The sequence below is a fragment of the Pseudomonas pergaminensis genome (assembly GCF_024112395.2).
GTDB lineage: Bacteria > Pseudomonadota > Gammaproteobacteria > Pseudomonadales > Pseudomonadaceae > Aquipseudomonas > Aquipseudomonas pergaminensis.
The window spans coordinates 1,709,593-1,726,342 of the sequence record NZ_CP078013.2; the positions used below are offsets into that span (position 1 = coordinate 1,709,593).

Sequence of the window (16,750 nt, forward strand, 5' to 3'; positions counted from 1 at the left end):
TATTGATAAATAGCTGACTGCCCGCAGGCGCCGGATGTTCCCTAAATCTCAGTACTTGGGACCCGAGCGGGTGTTGTTGCCCTTGGCCAGGCGGTCATAGAGCACCACGTTGACGGTGGCGGCGAGGTTCATGCAGCCGGTGGTCGGGATGTACACCACATCCTCACACCAGTCGCGTATCTCCTTGTCGAGGGAGCCGTCTTCCGGGCCGAAAATGTACAGCGCGCGGTCGGGGTGGGTGTATTCCGGCAGGGGGCGGGCACCCTCCACCAGTTCCACGGCGACGGGGATGCAGCCCAGGGGCAGGATCTTTTTCAGGTCATCAATGCCGATCAGCGGAATGTCGTGGTGGACCTTCTTGGTGTCGGTGATGAAGTCCCGGGCGCGCTCGTAACGCACGCCGGTGTAGAACACCGAGGCCACGCCGTAGCAGCCTGCAGCGCGCATGACCGAGCCGACGTTTTCGGGGGATTTGGGGTTGTACAGGCCGATGCAGCTGTAGCGTTTATTGCCCACGGGGAAGGGTGCCTTGGAGAAAAGCGGCGATTATACGGGGATTAGGCAGGGTGCGGTGTTGTCTGGGATATCGCTATCGCGGGCAAGCCCGGCTCCCACAGGGGAATGCATTCCAATTGTGGGAGCTGGCTTGCCTGCGAAGAGGCCGGCACAGTCAGCGACGATTTCAGTCGTCCTTCTTCATCAACCCCGCCAACGCCGCAAACGGGTTATGCGTGGCCTTGGCAATCGTCGGGCTGCTGGTGGAACCTTCGCCGAAGTACTGCTGGTCGGTGTAGCGCGAGTGTTCGTTGTCGTGGCAGTACATGCAGAGCAACTCCCAGTTGGAACCGTCCTGGGGATTGTCATCATGATTGTGGTTTCGGTGGTGTACGGTCAGTTCACTCAGGCGTTTGCCAGAGAACTCACGGGCGCAGCGGCCGCACACGTGGGGGTACATCTTCAAGGCTTTGTCGCGGTAGCCCATTTCCCGATCGCGCTGGGCATCGGCAAGGATGCGATCCAGCTTGGCGGTGTGGGAGGGCGGGTTGGTCGAGCTCATCATGGCTCCTGGCTGTTTGGTGGTTCACGGATAGGATTGATTCTAGCCGCTCGCGATGTAAATAACCGCTTCACTTTATCGATAAGGATTTGAAAAGCATGCGTCTGCATTCATGGACTGTTGCACTGTTGGTGTGTGGGCTCACGGCCCAAGCCCAGGCATTCTCTACACCACAACCCGGCCAGGTGATCGAGGTGGCCCTCGACCAATTGCACCCGACCCAGGCGGTGGTGGGTTTTGACCAGATTTACTACAGCCTCGGCCTGTTCGCTGACAAACCGGCCAAGGTCTTCGATGAATACTGCGAAACCAACGGCCAGGGCGAGGCCGACAAAGTGCCCAAGAGCGCGGACCTGCACATGCCGGCGAGCTTCACCTGCAAGGACCCGGTGGGCACCCATCCCGACGACATGAAAACCGTGGTCGTCGGCTCCGGCGGCCAGTTGTACCTGACCGACGGTCACCATAGCTTCACCACCTTGTGGGAAGTGCCCGGCGGTGGGCCTCGCCTGAACATGTGGGTCAAGGTCACCGATGACTTCAGCAACAGCCCGACCATGGCCAACTTCTGGCAGCGCATGGAGGCCGCGCGCAAGGTCTGGCTCAAGGACAATCAAGGCCAGACCCTGCCGCCCGAGCAACTGCCGGCGCACCTGGGCTTCAAGAACCTGCAGGACGACACTTTCCGCAGCCTGGTGTATTTCACCCGCAAGGCTGCGTATGGCAAGCCTGAGGCCGGGGAGATCGCGCCGGAGTTCCTGGAGTTCTACTGGGGCAACTGGCTGCGCACTCAAATTGATCTGGGCAAGTACAACCTGAACAAGAAAGGTGGCTACAAGGACGCCATTGAGGCCGTGGCCAAGCGCATGGTCAGCCTGGCGCCGGGCTCACAGGTCGGCGATAGCGGTTTTACCGCCCATCAACTGGGCGGCATGACCGAGCTCGACCGCAATGAGCTGGAAAAGACCTTCGACAAAAAAGTCCCGTATGTGATCGATTACCGCAATTCCCTGCGCTAACCGATCACACCTTCTGCGCAATCCAGATGGTGTGTCGGGTGCCCTTGTTGCCATGGGCAAACACCTGCACTTCCTCGGCCTTGAAACCGGCCTTGCGCAGTCTATCGCTGAACAGCTTGTCCGCGCTGGCCGACCACACGGCCAGCACGCCTTTGGGGCGCAGGGCCTTGGCGCAGGCGGCCAGGCCACCGGCGGAGTAGAGCCAGCTGTTGGCCCGTTGCGTCAGGCCTTCGGGGCCGTTGTCCACGTCCAGCATGATTGCGTCAAAGCCTTGGGGCTCGGCCTGTAGCACCTTGGCCACGTCTTCCTGGCGGATCACCGTACGCGGGTCCAGTAAGGGGCGGCCGGATTTTTCGCCTAGCGGGCCACGGTTCCATTCCACGACGCCGGGCACCAGCTCGGCGACGACTACTTCGGCGGTCTTGCCCAGATGCTTGAGCGCCGAGGCCAGGGTAAAGCCCATGCCCAAGCCGCCAATCAACACCCGCGAACCGGGGCGGCCGGCGACTTTGCGGCAGGGGATTTCCGCCAGGGCGTCTTCGGAGCCGTGCATGCGCGTGTTCATCAACTGGCCGCCGTCACCGCCCTGGATCTTGATGACAAAATCTTCACCGTACTCGAACAGGCACAAGGCACCGCCGTTATCGGGGATCGGGGTGGTGTCGAGCAGAACGAAACGTTTCATGGAAATCTCATTGGGAAGGGCATTCTTGCGCGGTTGGGAGTAGCCTTGTGACATTCCGGTCAGGCCATGGAGCCATCGATGAAGTGCAGCATTCTAACGGTCATTGTGTTGAGCGCGCTCGCATTGGGTGCGGCGCAGGCTCAGGAGTTGCAAACCGTACCGGTCGCGCCCGCTCCAACGCCAGGCGCGCCGGGCACCCCGACGCCGACCTTGTACCCGCAAATCACCCCGCCCGCGGTGCCCAAGACCAATGGCTCGCCACCCCTGGTGCCCATCGTGTTGCCCACGCCGCCAAAGGACCAGACCGTGCCTGGCCTGCTGCAAAACGACAGCAAGCCGAAGACGCCGGGCGGTTAGAACTGGTGGGACAGCAGTTGCCCGTCGGCCATGCGCAGGCGCTTGGACAGGGCAATCGCGATTGCGCGGATGATCTTGGCGGCCACCCTGGGAGCCTCGTTGAGCATCTTTTCCAGGGCATCCTTGCCCAGGTTCAGCAGCACGCAGTCGCTGGCCGCCACGCAGCTGGCCGAGCGCCGCTCGCCGTCCAGTACGGCCATTTCGCCAAAAGCCCGGCCACTGCGCAGGGTGGCGATGGTCAGGCGCTGGCCTTCATGGTTGGTTTTCTGCACTGCCACCTGGCCGCTGTGGATGATGCACATGAAGGTGCCGGCATCGCCCTCCAGGAAAATCACTTCGTCACGGGCAATGCTGCTGATATTGAAGTAGCCGGCGGCCACGTAAAAATCTTCCGGCAACAGCGGGTCGAACAGGCCGCAGTCCATGAGCATGTCGCGGATTTCGTTATTGAGAAGCGTCGGTTGTGACATGGCTGCAATCTTGGTCCATCAATCAGGTTGGGCGGTCCTGTGTTCAGACAGGAGCGCCCGGCTAAGTTCCTTAAACCAACCCCAGCGCCTTGAACACAAATGCATATTCGAGCGCTACGTCACGTAATCCCTGGTAACGACCGCTCATGCCGCCGTGGCCGGCGCCCAGTTCGGTCTTGAGCAGCAGCAGGTTGTCGTCGGTCTTGGTGTCACGCAACTTGGCCACCCACTTGGCGGCTTCCCAGTACTGCACGCGGCTGTCGTTGTAGCCGGCGATCACCAGCATGTGCGGGTAGGCCTGGGCACTGACGTTCTCGTACGGTGCGTAGGCCTTGATGCGCTCGTACACCTCGGGCTCCTGCGGGTTGCCCCACTCGTCGTACTCGGTGATGGTCAACGGCAGTTCCGGGTCGAGCATGGTGTTGAGCACATCGACGAACGGCACTTCGGCAATCGCCGCCTGGAACAGCTCGGGGCGCTGGTTGAGTACCGCGCCGATCAACAGGCCGCCGGCACTGCCGCCGCTGATGGCCAGTTGCTTGGAAGTGGTCAGGCCTTGGGCGATCAGGTGTTCGGCGCAGGCGATAAAGTCGCTGAAGGTGTTCTGCTTGTGTTCCTGCTTGCCCGCGCGGTACCAGGCTTCGCCCAGTTCGCCACCGCCGCGCACATGCGCAATGGCGAAGGCCACGCCTCGGTCCAGCAGGCTCAGGCGTGCGTGGGAAAACCAGGGGTCCAGGCTCGAACCGTAGGCCCCGTAGCCGTACAGGTACAGCGGCGTTGGCTTGCCCAACTGATCGCGCCTGACCACCAGGCTGATCGGCACCTGGGTGCCGTCCGCCGAGGTGGCCCACAGGCGCTGGCTCACATAGTCATCGGCATTGAATACACCGAGCACCGGGGTTTCCTTGAGCACCTGTTGCGCACCGTTGGCCAGCTCCAGCTGGCGGACCTGGGCCGGGCGGTTCAGGGCTTCATAGCGCAGACGAATTTTGTCGCTGGTAAATTCCAGGCTGTTCTGGACGTAGAGGCTGTAGGCGGCGTCCGGCAATTCCACGCGATACGCCGACAGGCCTTCCGGGTGCACCTCGATCACCGGCAGGCCGCCGATGCGCAGGCTCAGGGTCATGGCGCTGGCATTCAGGCTCACGCCGTCGAGCATCACGTCGTCGCTGTGGGGGATAAGGTTCTGCCATTCATCCTCGGTTGGGATGTCGCCAATATCGGTGGCCACGAACAACGCGTAGTTGATGCCGTCGCGGTTGCTGCGGATAAACCAGGTCCACGCGCCATTCAACTGGCCATGGTCGACATCGTATTCATGGTCCTCGACCCGTGGCGCCAGGCAGGTGAACTCCAGGTGTGGCTGGTTGGCATCCAGCGCCCAGATTTCGCTGGTGGTCTTGCTGCCCAGTGACAGCAGCAGCTGGCGCTCGGAACTGGAACGGTAGCAATGCAGGAAGAATCGGCCGTCTGGCTCGTGGAACACTTCCTGCGCGGCTGTGCCGTCCAGGCGATAGCGATAGAGTTTGTGCGGGCGGTGGGTGTCGTCCAGTTCGCCGAAGAACAGGGTCAGGCTGTCATTGGCCCAGGTCATGCTGCCGTCGCAGTCCTGGAACTCCAGTTCGCTGACTTTGCCGGTCGCGATTTCCTTCACGTACAGGGTGTAGATCTCTTCACCGCTGGTGTCGAGGCTGTAGGCCAGGCGCTGGTGATCGGGGCTGATGCTGAATGCACCGAGGGAAAAGAAACCGCCATTGGCCAGCACGTTCGGGTCCAGCAACAATTCTTCGCTGCTGTCATCCACTTGGTTGCTGTCGTCGGCCGGACGGCGGCAGCGGTAGTGGCGGGCGTACTCGTCACCGGCGGTGGTGCGGGTGTAGTACAGGTACGGGCCCCACGGCGAGGGCAGGGACAAATCGGTTTCGAGAATGCGACCCTTGATCTCCTCGAACAGGCTTTCGCGCAGCGCCGCCTGGTCGGCGAGTTGGACGTCCTGCCAGGCGTTTTCGGCCTTGAGGTAGTCGAGCACCTCAGCGCTGTCACGCTCCTGCAGCCAGGCGTACGGGTCTGGGCCTGGGGCCTTGCGGGCAATCGGGGTGGTCGATGTAGGCATGGATTAATCTCTATCTGGCGGACGGTGGCAGCCATTGCAGCCGCGACACGCAAAAGCCGTTATCATAGCCGCCTGTTTGCCAACCTTGCCATGGACACCATGACCGAGAACGACTATCTGACCGCTTGGGGCCTTTACGCCTTCGCCGCTTTGGGCTGCCTGTTGGTGTGGTGGCGCATGACCCGCTGGATCTGGCGCTGGCTGCGCGAGCCGCTGCAACTGCTGATGGCGGTGCTGCTGTTCAGCCCGACCATCGTCGACCCGGTCAAGACCCAGTTCGCACCGGCCGTGGCTATCACCGCCCTGGACCTGGTGCTCAAGGTCGGCAACAACGCCTGGCGGGCCATTTCCGATCTGTTCATGTACACCATGATCGCCTTTGGCGTGTACCTCGTGTTTGTGCTGATTCGCTGGCCCATCGAGCGCGCCGCCAACGCCCGGCGTGAGCGCAAGGCGGCTGCCGATGCAGCCCTGGCTGCCGAGCCGGATCAAGATGAAGACGACGTGCCTTTTCGCCGTCCTGCACCTGTGAGCGGTATGCGCGTAGAACCGCGCCTTTAACGTCGTCCGCCCTGCAGCGAGAGCCCTGGCATGTGTGAATTATTGGGCATGAGTGCCAACGTCCCCACCGACATCGTGTTCAGCTTTACCGGGCTGATGCAGCGCGGTGGGCGCACCGGCCCCCACCGTGACGGTTGGGGCATCGCCTTCTATGAAGGCCGTGGCCTGCGCCTGTTCCAGGACCCGGCCGCCAGCAGCGAATCGGAAGTCGCGCTGCTGGTGCAACGTTACCCGATCAAAAGTGAAGTGGTGATTGGCCATATCCGCCAGGCCAATGTCGGCAAGGTCAGCCTGGCCAACACCCACCCGTTCGTGCGCGAACTGTGGGGCCGCAACTGGTGCTTTGCGCACAACGGCCAGTTGGCGGACTTCAACCCCCGCGCCACCTTTTACCGCCCGGTGGGTGACACCGACAGCGAAGCGGCTTTCTGCGACCTGCTCAACCGCGTGCGCGAAGCGTTCCCTGAGCCGGTGGACATCGAAAAGGTGCTGCCCGACCTGATCGCCGCCTGTTCCGAATACCGCAGCAAAGGCGTGTTCAACTGCCTGCTCAGCGACGGCGACTGGCTGTTTTGCTACTGCTCGACCAAATTGGCGCAGATCACCCGTCGCGCACCCTTCGGCCCTGCACGCTTGAAAGATGTCGACGTAATCGTCGATTTTCAGGCCGAAACCACGCCCAATGATGTGGTAACGGTGATTGCCACCGAACCTTTGACCGACAACGAAAACTGGACCCGCTACGAACCGGGCCAATGGAGCCTGTGGCGACGCGGTGAATGCGTCAGCCAGGGCATCACCGAGTAAGGATATCGCCCATGTTGCTCAGTTATCTGCGGTTGGTGCTGTTTGCCATTGGCCTGTTGGTCGGTGTGCAAGTGCCGGGCTTCATCAATGATTACGCCAAGCGTGTCGAAGCCCACCTGATCGAGGCCCAGACCGGCCTCAGCGGGTTTGAAACCACCGCACGGCAGTTCTTCAACGGCGATTTGAAGGCGTTGGTGGCGCATTACCGTGCCAGTGACGACCCGGTGTTCCAGAGCGACGCCAACAGCCTGGGCGCCATGCTTGATCGCCAGGTGGCGTTGGACAAGCAATTCCAGGCCATGCAAGGCCCGTGGTACATCCGCGCCCTGCAAGTAGCGGTGGCCGCCGACCCGGATATCCGCCAGGAAACCTGGAATGGCTACAGCTACCAGATCCTGCTGACGCCCGAGGCCATGGGCTGGGGCCTGGGCGGGGCGATGCTGCTGTCATTTGGCCTGGAGTGCCTGTTCCGCCTGATCGACTGGGTGGTGTTGGGCGGCAAGCGCCTGCGCCAGAGCCGGCCGATTGAAGAGCGCGACCTCAAAGGCCTCTAAAGACCGACGCGGTCAACTGTGGGAGCTGGCTTGCCTGCGATAGCTATTTATCAGTTAATGCATCAGTGACTGATACACCGCTATCGCAGGCAAGCCAGCTCCCACAGTTTTAACCGGGTTTCGTCAGTAACATTCTGTCTTCACCGACCTCCCCGGCATAGCGGGCAACGACTTTCTGACACAACCCCACAATCTCCTCCACCAACTCCACCCCCACGCGCCACGACACCACCACCTGCAAGTTCGGCAGTTTCTGCGCCATCGGCAGCATCACCAGTTCGCCGCGCGCCAGTTCTTCGCTGACCAGCACCGGCGGCAGCGCGCCAATGCCAAAGCCATCGCGCAGCAGGCGGGTAATCGCCGACACCGAGTTCACACAGTTCATGCGGGGCGCGGCCACGCCGTTGGCCTGCATCAGGCGGATAACGTCCTGGTGCGGGTGGGAGTTTTTCGAGTAGGTGATGATGCGCTCCTGGGCCAGTTCGGCCAGGGAGGCGTAGTCACGGTTGTAGATCGATTGGCTGGCAACGATCCAGGCCATGGGGTGGCTGGCCAGCTCCAGGCTGCGCACGGTTTCGAGGCGCAGCGGGTCGGTTTGCAGAATCAGGTCGAGAAAGCCTTTTTGCAGCTGATCGCTGAGGTTCAACGCGGTATCGGCGACCAACTCGATTTCCACCAGGGGGAAGTGGTCCATCAGTTCGGCGACCAAGGGGCTGAGCCAGGTGTGGATCACCGTGTCCATGGCGCCGATCCGAATGCGCCCGACCTTGCTGCTGGTGGTCTCCAGGGACTGCTTCAAGCCCTGCATGGTCACCATCATCTGCTCGGCATAGTCGAGCACCTTCAAGCCTTCCGGGGTCAGGCTCACACCACGGGAGTCGCGCAGAAACAGCTTCACCCCCAGCTCGCTTTCCAGTACCGCGATGCGGCTGGAGATCGACGCCTGGGTGGTGAACAACTTTTCGGCGGTCAGGCGGAAACTCTTGAGCTTGGCCACCCAGACGAAGGTTTCGAGGAACTTCAAATTCATGGGATCAACTTTTTCTTATGCATGGATCGGTTTTTATTAGTTGGACGCCGCACCGGGCCCGCGCCAAAAATCGAGCCATTCCACGATAAGCGCCGTTGGGGTGCCAGGACAAGTTGCGAGTTCTGTGTAAAAAATCCCACACTACAAAAAAATAAAGCCTACAGGAGCAACAGCCCGTGAGCCGTCTTTTACTCAATTGCGACATTGGCGAAAGCTTTGGCAACTGGACCATGGGTCTGGACGCCGAGGTCATGCCGTTCATTGATTGCGCCAACGTGGCCTGTGGCTTTCATGCCGGCGACCCCAGCATCATGCGCAAGACCGTCAGCCTGGCGCTCAAGCACGGCGTGCAAGTCGGCGCGCACCCGGCGTACCAGGACCTGCAAGGCTTTGGCCGTCGCTCCATGGCCTACACCCCTCAAGAAATCCAAGACCTGCTGCACTACCAGATTGGTGCCCTCGACGGCATCTGCCGCGCCCAGGGCGGGCGTGTCAGCTACGTGAAGCCCCACGGTGCGATGTACAACGACATGATGGCCAACCCCGCGCAGTTGCGTGCGGTGATCCAGGCCGTGGCGGCCTACGGCGAACTGCCGTTGATGCTGCTCGCCACCCGCGACAACAGCGCGGCCCAGGCCCTGGGCGACGAATACGGTGTAACGCTGTGGTTCGAAGCCTTCGCCGACCGTGCCTACGACCACAAGGGGCACCTGGTCTCCCGCCAGTTACCCGGCGCCGTGCACCACGATTGCGACACCATCGTGCAGCAAGCCCTGACCATTTCGCGCCGCGAAGCGCTGATCGCCAGCGACGGCAGCCCGCTGGTGCTGCAGGCCAACACGCTATGCGTGCACGGCGACAACGCCAGTTCGGTCGCCGCCGTGCAGCGCATCCGCGAGGCATTGAAGCCAGTATGAAGGCACGGATTGAAGTGGTCGCCATCGACTGCCTGATGGTGCGTCTGTTTGATGCAATCGCCGAAACCAATATGCCGTGGATGCTGGCCGCTACCCAGCGCCTGCGCAGTGGTTTTGGTGGCGCATTGGTGGACCTGGTGCCGTCCTACACCACCTTGATGGTGCATTACGACCTCACCGCAGTGAGCCCGGCCCAGGCACGGGAATGGATCGACCAGGCCCTCATCGACCTGCAGCCCCAAGCCCAGGGCAGCGGCCAGTGCCATGTGCTGCCGGTGTGGTATGACCTGAGTGTCGGCCCCGAGTTGAGCTTGCTCAGCCAGCGCAGTGGCCTGTCTGTCGATGACGTGATCCGGCGCCACAGCGCCCACGAATACCAGGTATTCGCCCTCGGCTTCGCCCCCGGTTTTGCCTTTATGGGCCTGGTGGATGAAAGCCTCGCCACCCCGCGCCTCAACACCCCACGCAAACGCGTGGCGGCTGGTAGCGTCGGCATCGCCGAACGCCAGACCGCCGCCTACCCGGTGGTGTCGCCCGGCGGCTGGAACCTGATCGGTCGCACACCGGCCAAACTCTTCGACCGCGAGCGCGACGGCTACAGCCTGATGCAACCGGGCGACACCGTGCGCTTCGCGCCGGTCGGTCACGCTGAATTCATCAAACTGGGTGGCGATGACACGCCGTTGGAGGCGCAGGCATGAGCCGCTTGATCATCGAGGCCAGCACGCCGCTGTGCCTGTTGCAGGACGCCGGTCGCTTTGGCGTGCGCCACCTGGGCGTGACCCAGGGCGGGGCGCTGGATTGGGTGTCGATGTCCTGGGCCAACTGGCTGCTGGGCAATGCACTGGACGCGCCGGTGGTGGAAATCACCCTGGGCGGTTTCACCGTGCAAGCCGAGGCGTATTGCCTGCTGGCCCTGGCCGGTGCGGACCTGGGTGCCTACATCGACGAGCGCGCCATCAGCCCCGGCCGCAGTTTCATCCTGCAAAAGGGCCAGCGCTTGCGTTTCACCCAGCCCTTCAGCGGTGCGCGTGCCTACCTGGCAGCACCGGGCGGGTTTGATGCGCCGGATGTACTCGGCAGTTGCGCCACGGTGGTGCGGGAAGAACTGGGCGGGGTGGACGGTTTCGGCAAGGCGTTGGCCGAGGGCGGGCGCCTGGCGTATTCCGGTGTGGGCGGTGCACTGAAAGGGCTGAACGATCCAGGCCTGCCGGCCAAGGCAGCATTGGACGTGATCGTCGGCGCGCAGATCGGCCAGTTCAGCGGGCAAAGCCTGTTCGATGCCTTCAACACCGACTGGGCCCTCGACAGCCGCGCCGACCGCATGGGCATGCGCCTGCTGGGCACGCCGTTGCAGTATCAAGGGCCGTCGCTGATTTCCGAGGGCATTCCGCTGGGGGCGATCCAGGTGCCGCCGGACGGGCAGCCGATCGTGTTGCTCAATGACCGGCAGACCATCGGTGGCTATCCGCGCCTGGGCGCGTTGACGCCGTTGTCGCTGGCGCGGCTGGCGCAGTGCTTGCCGGGGGAGACGGTGCGCTTGGCGCCGGTCGTACAACAGACAGCCCACCAGCAGCACATCGACTTTCTAAAGCGGTTCACCACGACCTGAAAAACACTGAGGTCAAAATGTGGGAGGGGGCTTGCCCCCTCCCACATTGGATCTCCTACAGTATTAGGGGGGCGTTTATTTGGAGAGGAAGCGCATCCCTTCTTCAAGCCCGCGCAAGGTCAGCGGATACATCTGATCCTCCACCAGTTCCCGCACGATCCCCGTCGACGCCGTATAACCCCAAGTGTCCTTCGGATACGGATTAATCCAGATCAGCTTCTTGTACTTGGCCATGAAGCGCTGCATCCACACATAGCCCGGCTCTTCATTCCAGTGCTCGACGCTGCCGCCGGCCTGGGTGATCTCATAGGGCGCCATCGATGCATCGCCGATAAAGATCACTTTGTAATCCGCGCCGTACTTGTGCAGCAGGTCCTGGGTAGAGGTGCGCTCCGAGGTGCGGCGCTGGTTGTTCTTCCACACCGACTCGTACACGAAGTTGTGGAAGTAAAAGTACTCCAAGTGCTTGAACTCGGTCTTGCACGCGGAGAACAGCTCTTCACAGATCTTCACGTGGGCGTCCATCGAGCCGCCGATATCGAACAGCAACAGCAGCTTGATGGTGTTGCGCCGCTCCGGTCGCATCTGAATATTCAATAAGCCGGCATCGCGGGCGGTGTGGTCGATGGTGCCGTCGATATCCAACTCTTCCGCCGCGCCCTGGCGCGCAAACTTGCGCAGGCGCCGCAGGGCCACCTTGATATTGCGCGTGCCCAGTTCCACCTGGTCGTCGAGGTTCTTGTACTCGCGCTGGTCCCATACCTTCACGGCCTTGCCCTGACGCTTGCCGGCGTCGCCGACGCGAATGCCTTCGGGGTTGTAGCCGCCGGAGCCAAATGGGCTGGTGCCGCCGGTGCCGATCCACTTGTTGCCGCCGGCGTGGCGTTCCTTTTGTTCCTCCAGGCGCTTCTTGAATTCCTCGATCAGCTTGTCGAGTCCGCCGAGGGACTGGATCTGCGCGCGCTCCTCATCGGTCAGCGAGCGCTCGAACTCCTTGCGCAGCCACTCTTCGGGGATCAGCGCCTGCAGGTGGTCGTCGAGTTTTTCCAGGCCGTTGAAATAGGCGCCGAAAGCTCGGTCGAACTTGTCGTAATGCCGCTCGTCCTTCACCAAGATCGCCCGGGACAAGTAGTAGAACTCGTCCATGTCGGCGAAGGTCACGCGCTGTTTCAACGCGTTGATCAGGTCGAGCAGCTCACGCACCGACACCGGCACCTTGGCTGCACGCATTTCATTGAACAGGTTGAGCAACATCAGCGATTACCGCGACGGCTCATGAACGCCAGACGCTCCAGCAATTGCACGTCTTGCTCGTTCTTGACCAGGGCGCCGGCCAGCGGCGGGATGGCCTTGGTCGGGTCGCGCTCGCGCAGCACGGCTTCGCCGATGTTGTCGGCCATCAGCAACTTGAGCCAATCGACCAGCTCGGAGGTGGAGGGTTTTTTCTTGAGGCCCGGTACTTTGCGTACATCGAAGAACACGTCCAGCGCTTCGCTGACCAGGTCTTTCTTGATGTCCGGGTAGTGCACATCCACGATCTTTTGCAGGGTGGTGCGGTCGGGGAAGGCGATGTAATGGAAGAAGCAGCGGCGCAGGAACGCGTCCGGCAGTTCTTTTTCGTTGTTGGAGGTAATGATGATGATCGGGCGTTTCTTCGCCTTGATGGTCTCGTCGATTTCGTAGACGTAGAACTCCATCTTGTCGAGTTCTTGCAGCAGGTCGTTGGGGAACTCGATGTCGGCTTTGTCGATTTCGTCGATCAGCAGGATCACCCGCTCTTCGGACTCGAAGGCTTCCCAAAGCTTGCCCTTCTTCAAGTAATTGCGCACGTCGTGCACCTTGTCCACGCCCAGTTGCGAGTCGCGCAGGCGGCTGACCGCGTCGTACTCGTACAGGCCCTGGTGGGCCTTGGTGGTGGACTTGATGTGCCAGGTGATCAGCCGGGCGCCGAAGGATTCGGCCAGTTGCTCGGCGAGCATCGTCTTGCCGGTGCCCGGTTCGCCCTTGACCAGCAGCGGACGCTCCAGGGTGATGGCAGCGTTGACGGCCAGTTTCAGGTCATCGGTGGCAACATAGGCCTGGGTGCCTTCGAACTTCATCGGTGTTTCCTCGCATTCATCAATGCCGGGACTATACCGCGCAGCCCCGGCGACTGTGAACGCAGGCGGGTTATTCAGTCTCTGAATGACCGGTCACGTTCAATCCGCCGAGGGCTTGGGCTGTTCATACCGTGCGTTGAACGCCTGGATGAACCCGTTACGCAAAATCGACAAAAACGCCGAAAACGCGCTGACATTTTGCTGGTGCACGCTGCCACTGAGTTCCACGCGCGTGGCGAACTGGTTCTTGCTCTGGTTTTTCAGCACGGTCTCACTGGCGCCCACCACGGCTTCCCAGATCGAACGGAAGATGTTCTTGTCTTTGTTTTCCACGTCCTGCTGCCAATCAAACACCTCAACATCGCGCAGCAGCGGCTTGATGTAGCCGGTCAATTGGCCTTTCTCGGCCTGGGCTTCGATCACCACGTCGCCGGTGCCGGCCTTGAAGTCGAACTTGCCATAGGCCGAGGCGAAGTCATTCATGCGCTTGAGCTGCAAGTCCCTGGCGCGGAAACGGAATTCAAAGTTTTCGAAATCGCTCAACGGGTCGAAGGTAGCGGTGGCTTCCAGCGGCGCCTGGCCCTGGAGCAAGGCCTTGCCGTCGAAGCGCGCATCACGCTTGCCTTCGACGTCCACCACATTGGTCAGGTTGTAAAAGCTGGCGTTGACCGAAGTGGCATTGATGTTCACCGGGGGTTTGGAGTTGAAGTTACGGAAGCTGATCTTGCCGTCTTGGATCCGTACTTCATCGAGGGTGATGGGCGCCAGCTTGCTCAATTGCTCGCGCCAGTCGGTGCCCTTACCGGTCTGGGACGCCTGCTTGTTGGCGCCACCGTCGACAAAGTTCACTTCTGGGTTGATAAACAGCACCTTGGCGACCACGGCATGGTCGTACCACAACGCGTGCCAGCTCACCGCCAGGTCGATCATTGGCGCCTTGACGAACGGTACCGGCACCTTGCCATCTACCTTGATGATCTCCAGGCCGTTGATCTTGTAGGCGCCGCGCCACAGGGCCAGGTCGACATCCGTGACGTGGCCGCGGTAGTCGCCCATGTCGGCGAGTTTGTCATTCAGGTAGTTACGCACCAGATAGGGCAGGGCGATGGCCATGGCGACCAGCACCACCACCAGCCCGGCGACAGTCCATAGTGGCCAGCTGTAGCGACGTTTCATGGGGCAGTCCTCTTTGCTCGTAGGAGATTGACTACGATCAAGTGCGCAACGTTCCTCTGACTGGACGCCTTGCGGCACGAGGCATACCCTTGGGGCCTTCCAGAAATCGAGCAATAGGACCCGTCATGAGCCGTATCTTTGCAGACAACGCGCACTCCATCGGTAATACGCCCCTGGTTCAGATCAACCGGATCGCACCGCGTGGCGTGACTATCCTGGCCAAGATCGAAGGGCGTAACCCGGGCTACTCGGTGAAGTGCCGCATTGGCGCAAACATGATCTGGGACGCCGAAAGCACCGGCAAGCTCAAGCCGGGCATGACCATTGTCGAACCGACCTCCGGCAACACCGGCATCGGCCTGGCGTTTGTCGCTGCCGCCCGTGGCTACAAGCTGCTGTTGACCATGCCGGCGTCCATGAGCATCGAGCGGCGCAAGGTACTCAAGGCCCTCGGCGCCGAATTGGTGCTGACCGAGCCGGCCAAAGGCATGAAGGGCGCAATCGAAAAAGCCGGCGAAATCGTCGCCAGCGATCCGGCCACTTACTTTATGCCGGCCCAATTCGAAAACCCGGCCAACCCGGCCATCCACGAGAAAACCACCGGTCCGGAAATCTGGAACGACACCGATGGCGCCGTGGACGTACTGGTCGCGGGCGTGGGCACCGGCGGTACCATCACTGGCGTGTCGCGCTACATCAAGAACATCGCGGGCAAGCCGATCCTGTCGGTGGCCGTCGAGCCAATGGTCTCGCCGGTGATTACCCAGGCGCTGGCGGGTGAAGAGATCAAGCCCAGCCCGCACAAGATCCAGGGCATTGGCGCGGGTTTCGTCCCCAAGAACCTGGACTTGTCGATGGTCGACCGCGTGGAACTGGTGACCGATGACGAATCCAAGGCCATGGCCCTGCGCCTGATGCAGGAAGAGGGGATTCTGTGCGGTATCTCCTGCGGCGCCGCGATGGCCGTGGCGGTACGCTTGGCCGAGAAACCGGAGATGCAGGGCAAGACCATCGTGGTGATCCTGCCGGACTCGGGTGAGCGTTACCTGTCGAGCATGTTGTTCAGCGATCTGTTCACCGAGCAAGAAAACCAGGCTTGATGTATGTCTTGGGGGGAGCGGGGCAAGCCCGCTCACCCCAACAATCCTGTTCACCACAGGGGGTTGATGTGAGTCAGCGTTACTAAGCTAGGCCTTCTGCATAATGGCCCAACTGTTTATCATGGCCGGCTGCTACGTCTGCTGTTGGCCAGGCGCTTATTTCCAGGAGTTGCTGCATGACCTTTTCTTTGGCCGCCAAACTGTCGGTACTGGCGCTGTTTATCGGCAGCACGTTGTATGTGCACCTGCGCGGCAAGGCGCGTTTGCCGATGTTGCGCCAGTTCGTCAACCATTCGGCACTGTTCGCCCCCTATAACGCCCTGATGTACCTGTTCTCGGCCGTGCCGTCCAAGCCGTACCTGGACCGCAGCAAGTTCCCGGAACTGGATGTACTCAAGGACAACTGGGAAGTGATCCGCGAAGAGGCCATGCACCTGTTCGACGAGGGTTACATCCGCGCGGCGGAAAAGAACAACGATGCCGGCTTCGGTTCGTTCTTCAAGAAGGGCTGGAAGCGTTTCTACCTCAAGTGGTACGACAAACCGCTGCCATCGGCCGAGGCCCTGTGCCCGAAAACCGTGGCGCTGGTGAGCAGCATCCCCAACGTCAAGGGCGCAATGTTCGCGCTGTTGCCGGGTGGCAGCCACCTCAACCCGCACCGCGACCCGTTCGCCGGTTCCCTGCGTTATCACTTGGGCCTGTCCACACCGAACTCCGACGACTGTCGCATCTTTGTCGACGGCCAGGTGTACGCCTGGCGCGACGGTGAAGACGTGATGTTCGACGAGACCTACGTGCACTGGGTCAAGAACGAAACCGAGCAGACCCGCGTGATCCTGTTCTGCGACATCGAACGCCCCCTGAGCAACCGCGTGATGACCCGCGTCAACCGCTGGGTCAGCAAGCAACTGGGCCGCGCGACCGCGCCGCAGAACCTCGACGACGAGCGTGTTGGCGGGATCAACCAGGCCTATGCCTGGAGCAAGACCTTCAGCGACAAGTTCAGCGGTGTGGTCAAGCAGTGGAAGCGCAAGCATCCGAAGGCGTACCGCATTGCGCGGCCGGTGCTGGCGGTGGTGGTGCTGGTGCTGCTGTGGAAGTGGTTGTTCGGCTGATTTGAAATGCAGTCAAAACTGTGGGAGCGGGCTTGCTCGCGAATGCGGAGTGTCAGTCGATGCATTCTTGACTGATCC

General features: G+C 61.5%; 19 protein-coding genes. 10 read left to right on the top strand and 9 right to left on the bottom strand.

Going from position 1 to position 16,750, the window contains the following annotated elements:
* Positions 1-48: 48 nt before the first annotated feature.
* Positions 49-516 carry an RNA methyltransferase gene (locus KUA23_RS07740; protein WP_003189607.1) on the bottom strand — a complete coding sequence of 156 codons (468 nt, stop codon included), beginning with the start codon at positions 514-516 and terminating at the stop codon, positions 49-51.
* Positions 517-682: 166 nt separating this feature from the next.
* Positions 683-1,057 carry a YajD family HNH nuclease gene (locus KUA23_RS07745; protein ID WP_252993680.1) on the bottom strand — a complete coding sequence of 125 codons (375 nt, stop codon included), beginning with the start codon at positions 1,055-1,057 and terminating at the stop codon, positions 683-685.
* 98 nt (positions 1,058-1,155) lie between these two features.
* Between KUA23_RS07745 and KUA23_RS07750 the strand changes: the two genes are divergently transcribed.
* Entirely contained in the window at positions 1,156-2,076 is a 921-nt protein-coding gene (locus tag KUA23_RS07750) for a ParB/Srx family N-terminal domain-containing protein (RefSeq protein ID WP_252993681.1), read from the top strand.
* 4 nt (positions 2,077-2,080) lie between these two features.
* Here the strand turns inward: KUA23_RS07750 and KUA23_RS07755 are convergent, their stop codons facing one another.
* Entirely contained in the window at positions 2,081-2,761 is a 681-nt protein-coding gene (locus KUA23_RS07755; RefSeq protein WP_252993682.1) for a spermidine synthase, read from the bottom strand.
* A gap of 78 nt (positions 2,762-2,839) precedes the next feature.
* Here KUA23_RS07755 and KUA23_RS07760 point away from each other — a divergent pair, with 78 nt between their 5' ends.
* Complete coding sequence (locus tag KUA23_RS07760; protein ID WP_034102519.1) at positions 2,840-3,118, top strand: hypothetical protein; 279 nt, start codon at positions 2,840-2,842, stop codon at positions 3,116-3,118.
* Here the strand turns inward: KUA23_RS07760 and KUA23_RS07765 are convergent.
* A complete protein-coding gene (locus KUA23_RS07765; RefSeq protein ID WP_252993683.1) occupies positions 3,115-3,588 on the bottom strand; it encodes a cyclic nucleotide-binding domain-containing protein in 474 nt (157 codons plus the stop codon). The genes KUA23_RS07760 and KUA23_RS07765 overlap by 4 nt on opposite strands.
* Before the next feature lie 70 nt (positions 3,589-3,658).
* Positions 3,659-5,701 carry a S9 family peptidase gene (locus KUA23_RS07770; RefSeq protein WP_214496426.1) on the bottom strand — a complete coding sequence of 681 codons (2,043 nt, stop codon included), beginning with the start codon at positions 5,699-5,701 and terminating at the stop codon, positions 3,659-3,661.
* A 24-nt stretch (positions 5,702-5,725) separates the two neighbouring features.
* Here KUA23_RS07770 and KUA23_RS07775 point away from each other — a divergent pair, with 24 nt between their 5' ends.
* The 3 genes from KUA23_RS07775 to KUA23_RS07785 are packed head-to-tail and all read left to right on the top strand — an operon-like array spanning position 5,726 to position 7,623.
* Positions 5,726-6,262: an MFS transporter gene (locus KUA23_RS07775; protein ID WP_078047407.1), complete on the top strand. Its 537-nt coding sequence runs from the start codon at positions 5,726-5,728 to the stop codon at positions 6,260-6,262.
* A 30-nt stretch (positions 6,263-6,292) separates the two neighbouring features.
* Positions 6,293-7,069, top strand: a complete 777-nt coding sequence (locus tag KUA23_RS07780; protein ID WP_016975237.1) for a class II glutamine amidotransferase — start codon at positions 6,293-6,295, stop codon at positions 7,067-7,069.
* A gap of 11 nt (positions 7,070-7,080) precedes the next feature.
* On the top strand, positions 7,081-7,623 hold the full coding sequence (locus KUA23_RS07785) for a DUF2937 family protein (RefSeq protein ID WP_032888750.1): 543 nt from the start codon (positions 7,081-7,083) through the stop codon (positions 7,621-7,623).
* A gap of 109 nt (positions 7,624-7,732) precedes the next feature.
* Here the strand turns inward: KUA23_RS07785 and KUA23_RS07790 are convergent, their stop codons facing one another.
* Positions 7,733-8,653: a LysR family transcriptional regulator gene (locus KUA23_RS07790; protein WP_252993684.1), complete on the bottom strand. Its 921-nt coding sequence runs from the start codon at positions 8,651-8,653 to the stop codon at positions 7,733-7,735.
* A 176-nt stretch (positions 8,654-8,829) separates the two neighbouring features.
* Between KUA23_RS07790 and KUA23_RS07795 the strand changes: the two genes are divergently transcribed.
* From KUA23_RS07795 to KUA23_RS07805, 3 genes are read left to right on the top strand one after another with little or no spacing between them, the layout of a single operon-like run.
* A complete protein-coding gene (locus tag KUA23_RS07795; RefSeq protein WP_099494390.1) occupies positions 8,830-9,570 on the top strand; it encodes a 5-oxoprolinase subunit PxpA in 741 nt (246 codons plus the stop codon).
* Complete coding sequence (pxpB, locus tag KUA23_RS07800; protein WP_252993685.1) at positions 9,567-10,271, top strand: 5-oxoprolinase subunit PxpB; 705 nt, start codon at positions 9,567-9,569, stop codon at positions 10,269-10,271. The genes KUA23_RS07795 and pxpB overlap by 4 nt, the downstream gene beginning before the upstream one ends.
* Positions 10,268-11,182 (top strand): 5-oxoprolinase subunit C family protein, encoded by a 915-nt coding sequence (locus KUA23_RS07805; RefSeq protein WP_100491288.1) that lies wholly within the window; start codon positions 10,268-10,270, stop codon positions 11,180-11,182. Before pxpB ends, KUA23_RS07805 begins: the two co-directional genes overlap by 4 nt.
* Before the next feature lie 75 nt (positions 11,183-11,257).
* Here the strand turns inward: KUA23_RS07805 and KUA23_RS07810 are convergent, their stop codons facing one another.
* From KUA23_RS07810 to KUA23_RS07820, 3 genes are all read right to left on the bottom strand, one after another.
* Positions 11,258-12,436, bottom strand: coding sequence for a vWA domain-containing protein (locus KUA23_RS07810; RefSeq protein ID WP_078047413.1), 1,179 nt, complete (start codon positions 12,434-12,436; stop codon positions 11,258-11,260).
* Positions 12,436-13,281 (bottom strand): AAA family ATPase, encoded by an 846-nt coding sequence (locus tag KUA23_RS07815; protein ID WP_003189627.1) that lies wholly within the window; start codon positions 13,279-13,281, stop codon positions 12,436-12,438. The genes KUA23_RS07810 and KUA23_RS07815 overlap by 1 nt, the downstream gene beginning before the upstream one ends.
* Positions 13,282-13,380: 99 nt before the next feature.
* On the bottom strand, positions 13,381-14,457 hold the full coding sequence (locus KUA23_RS07820) for a DUF748 domain-containing protein (protein ID WP_078047414.1): 1,077 nt from the start codon (positions 14,455-14,457) through the stop codon (positions 13,381-13,383).
* A gap of 125 nt (positions 14,458-14,582) precedes the next feature.
* On the opposite strand from KUA23_RS07820, the gene cysK reads away from it, so the two are divergent.
* Together cysK and KUA23_RS07830 are read left to right on the top strand one after the other, a co-directional pair.
* A complete protein-coding gene (cysK, locus tag KUA23_RS07825; protein WP_071488996.1) occupies positions 14,583-15,557 on the top strand; it encodes a cysteine synthase A in 975 nt (324 codons plus the stop codon).
* A 176-nt stretch (positions 15,558-15,733) separates the two neighbouring features.
* Positions 15,734-16,672, top strand: a complete 939-nt coding sequence (locus KUA23_RS07830) for an aspartyl/asparaginyl beta-hydroxylase domain-containing protein (protein ID WP_033902591.1) — start codon at positions 15,734-15,736, stop codon at positions 16,670-16,672.
* The last annotated feature ends 78 nt before the right edge of the window (positions 16,673-16,750 follow it).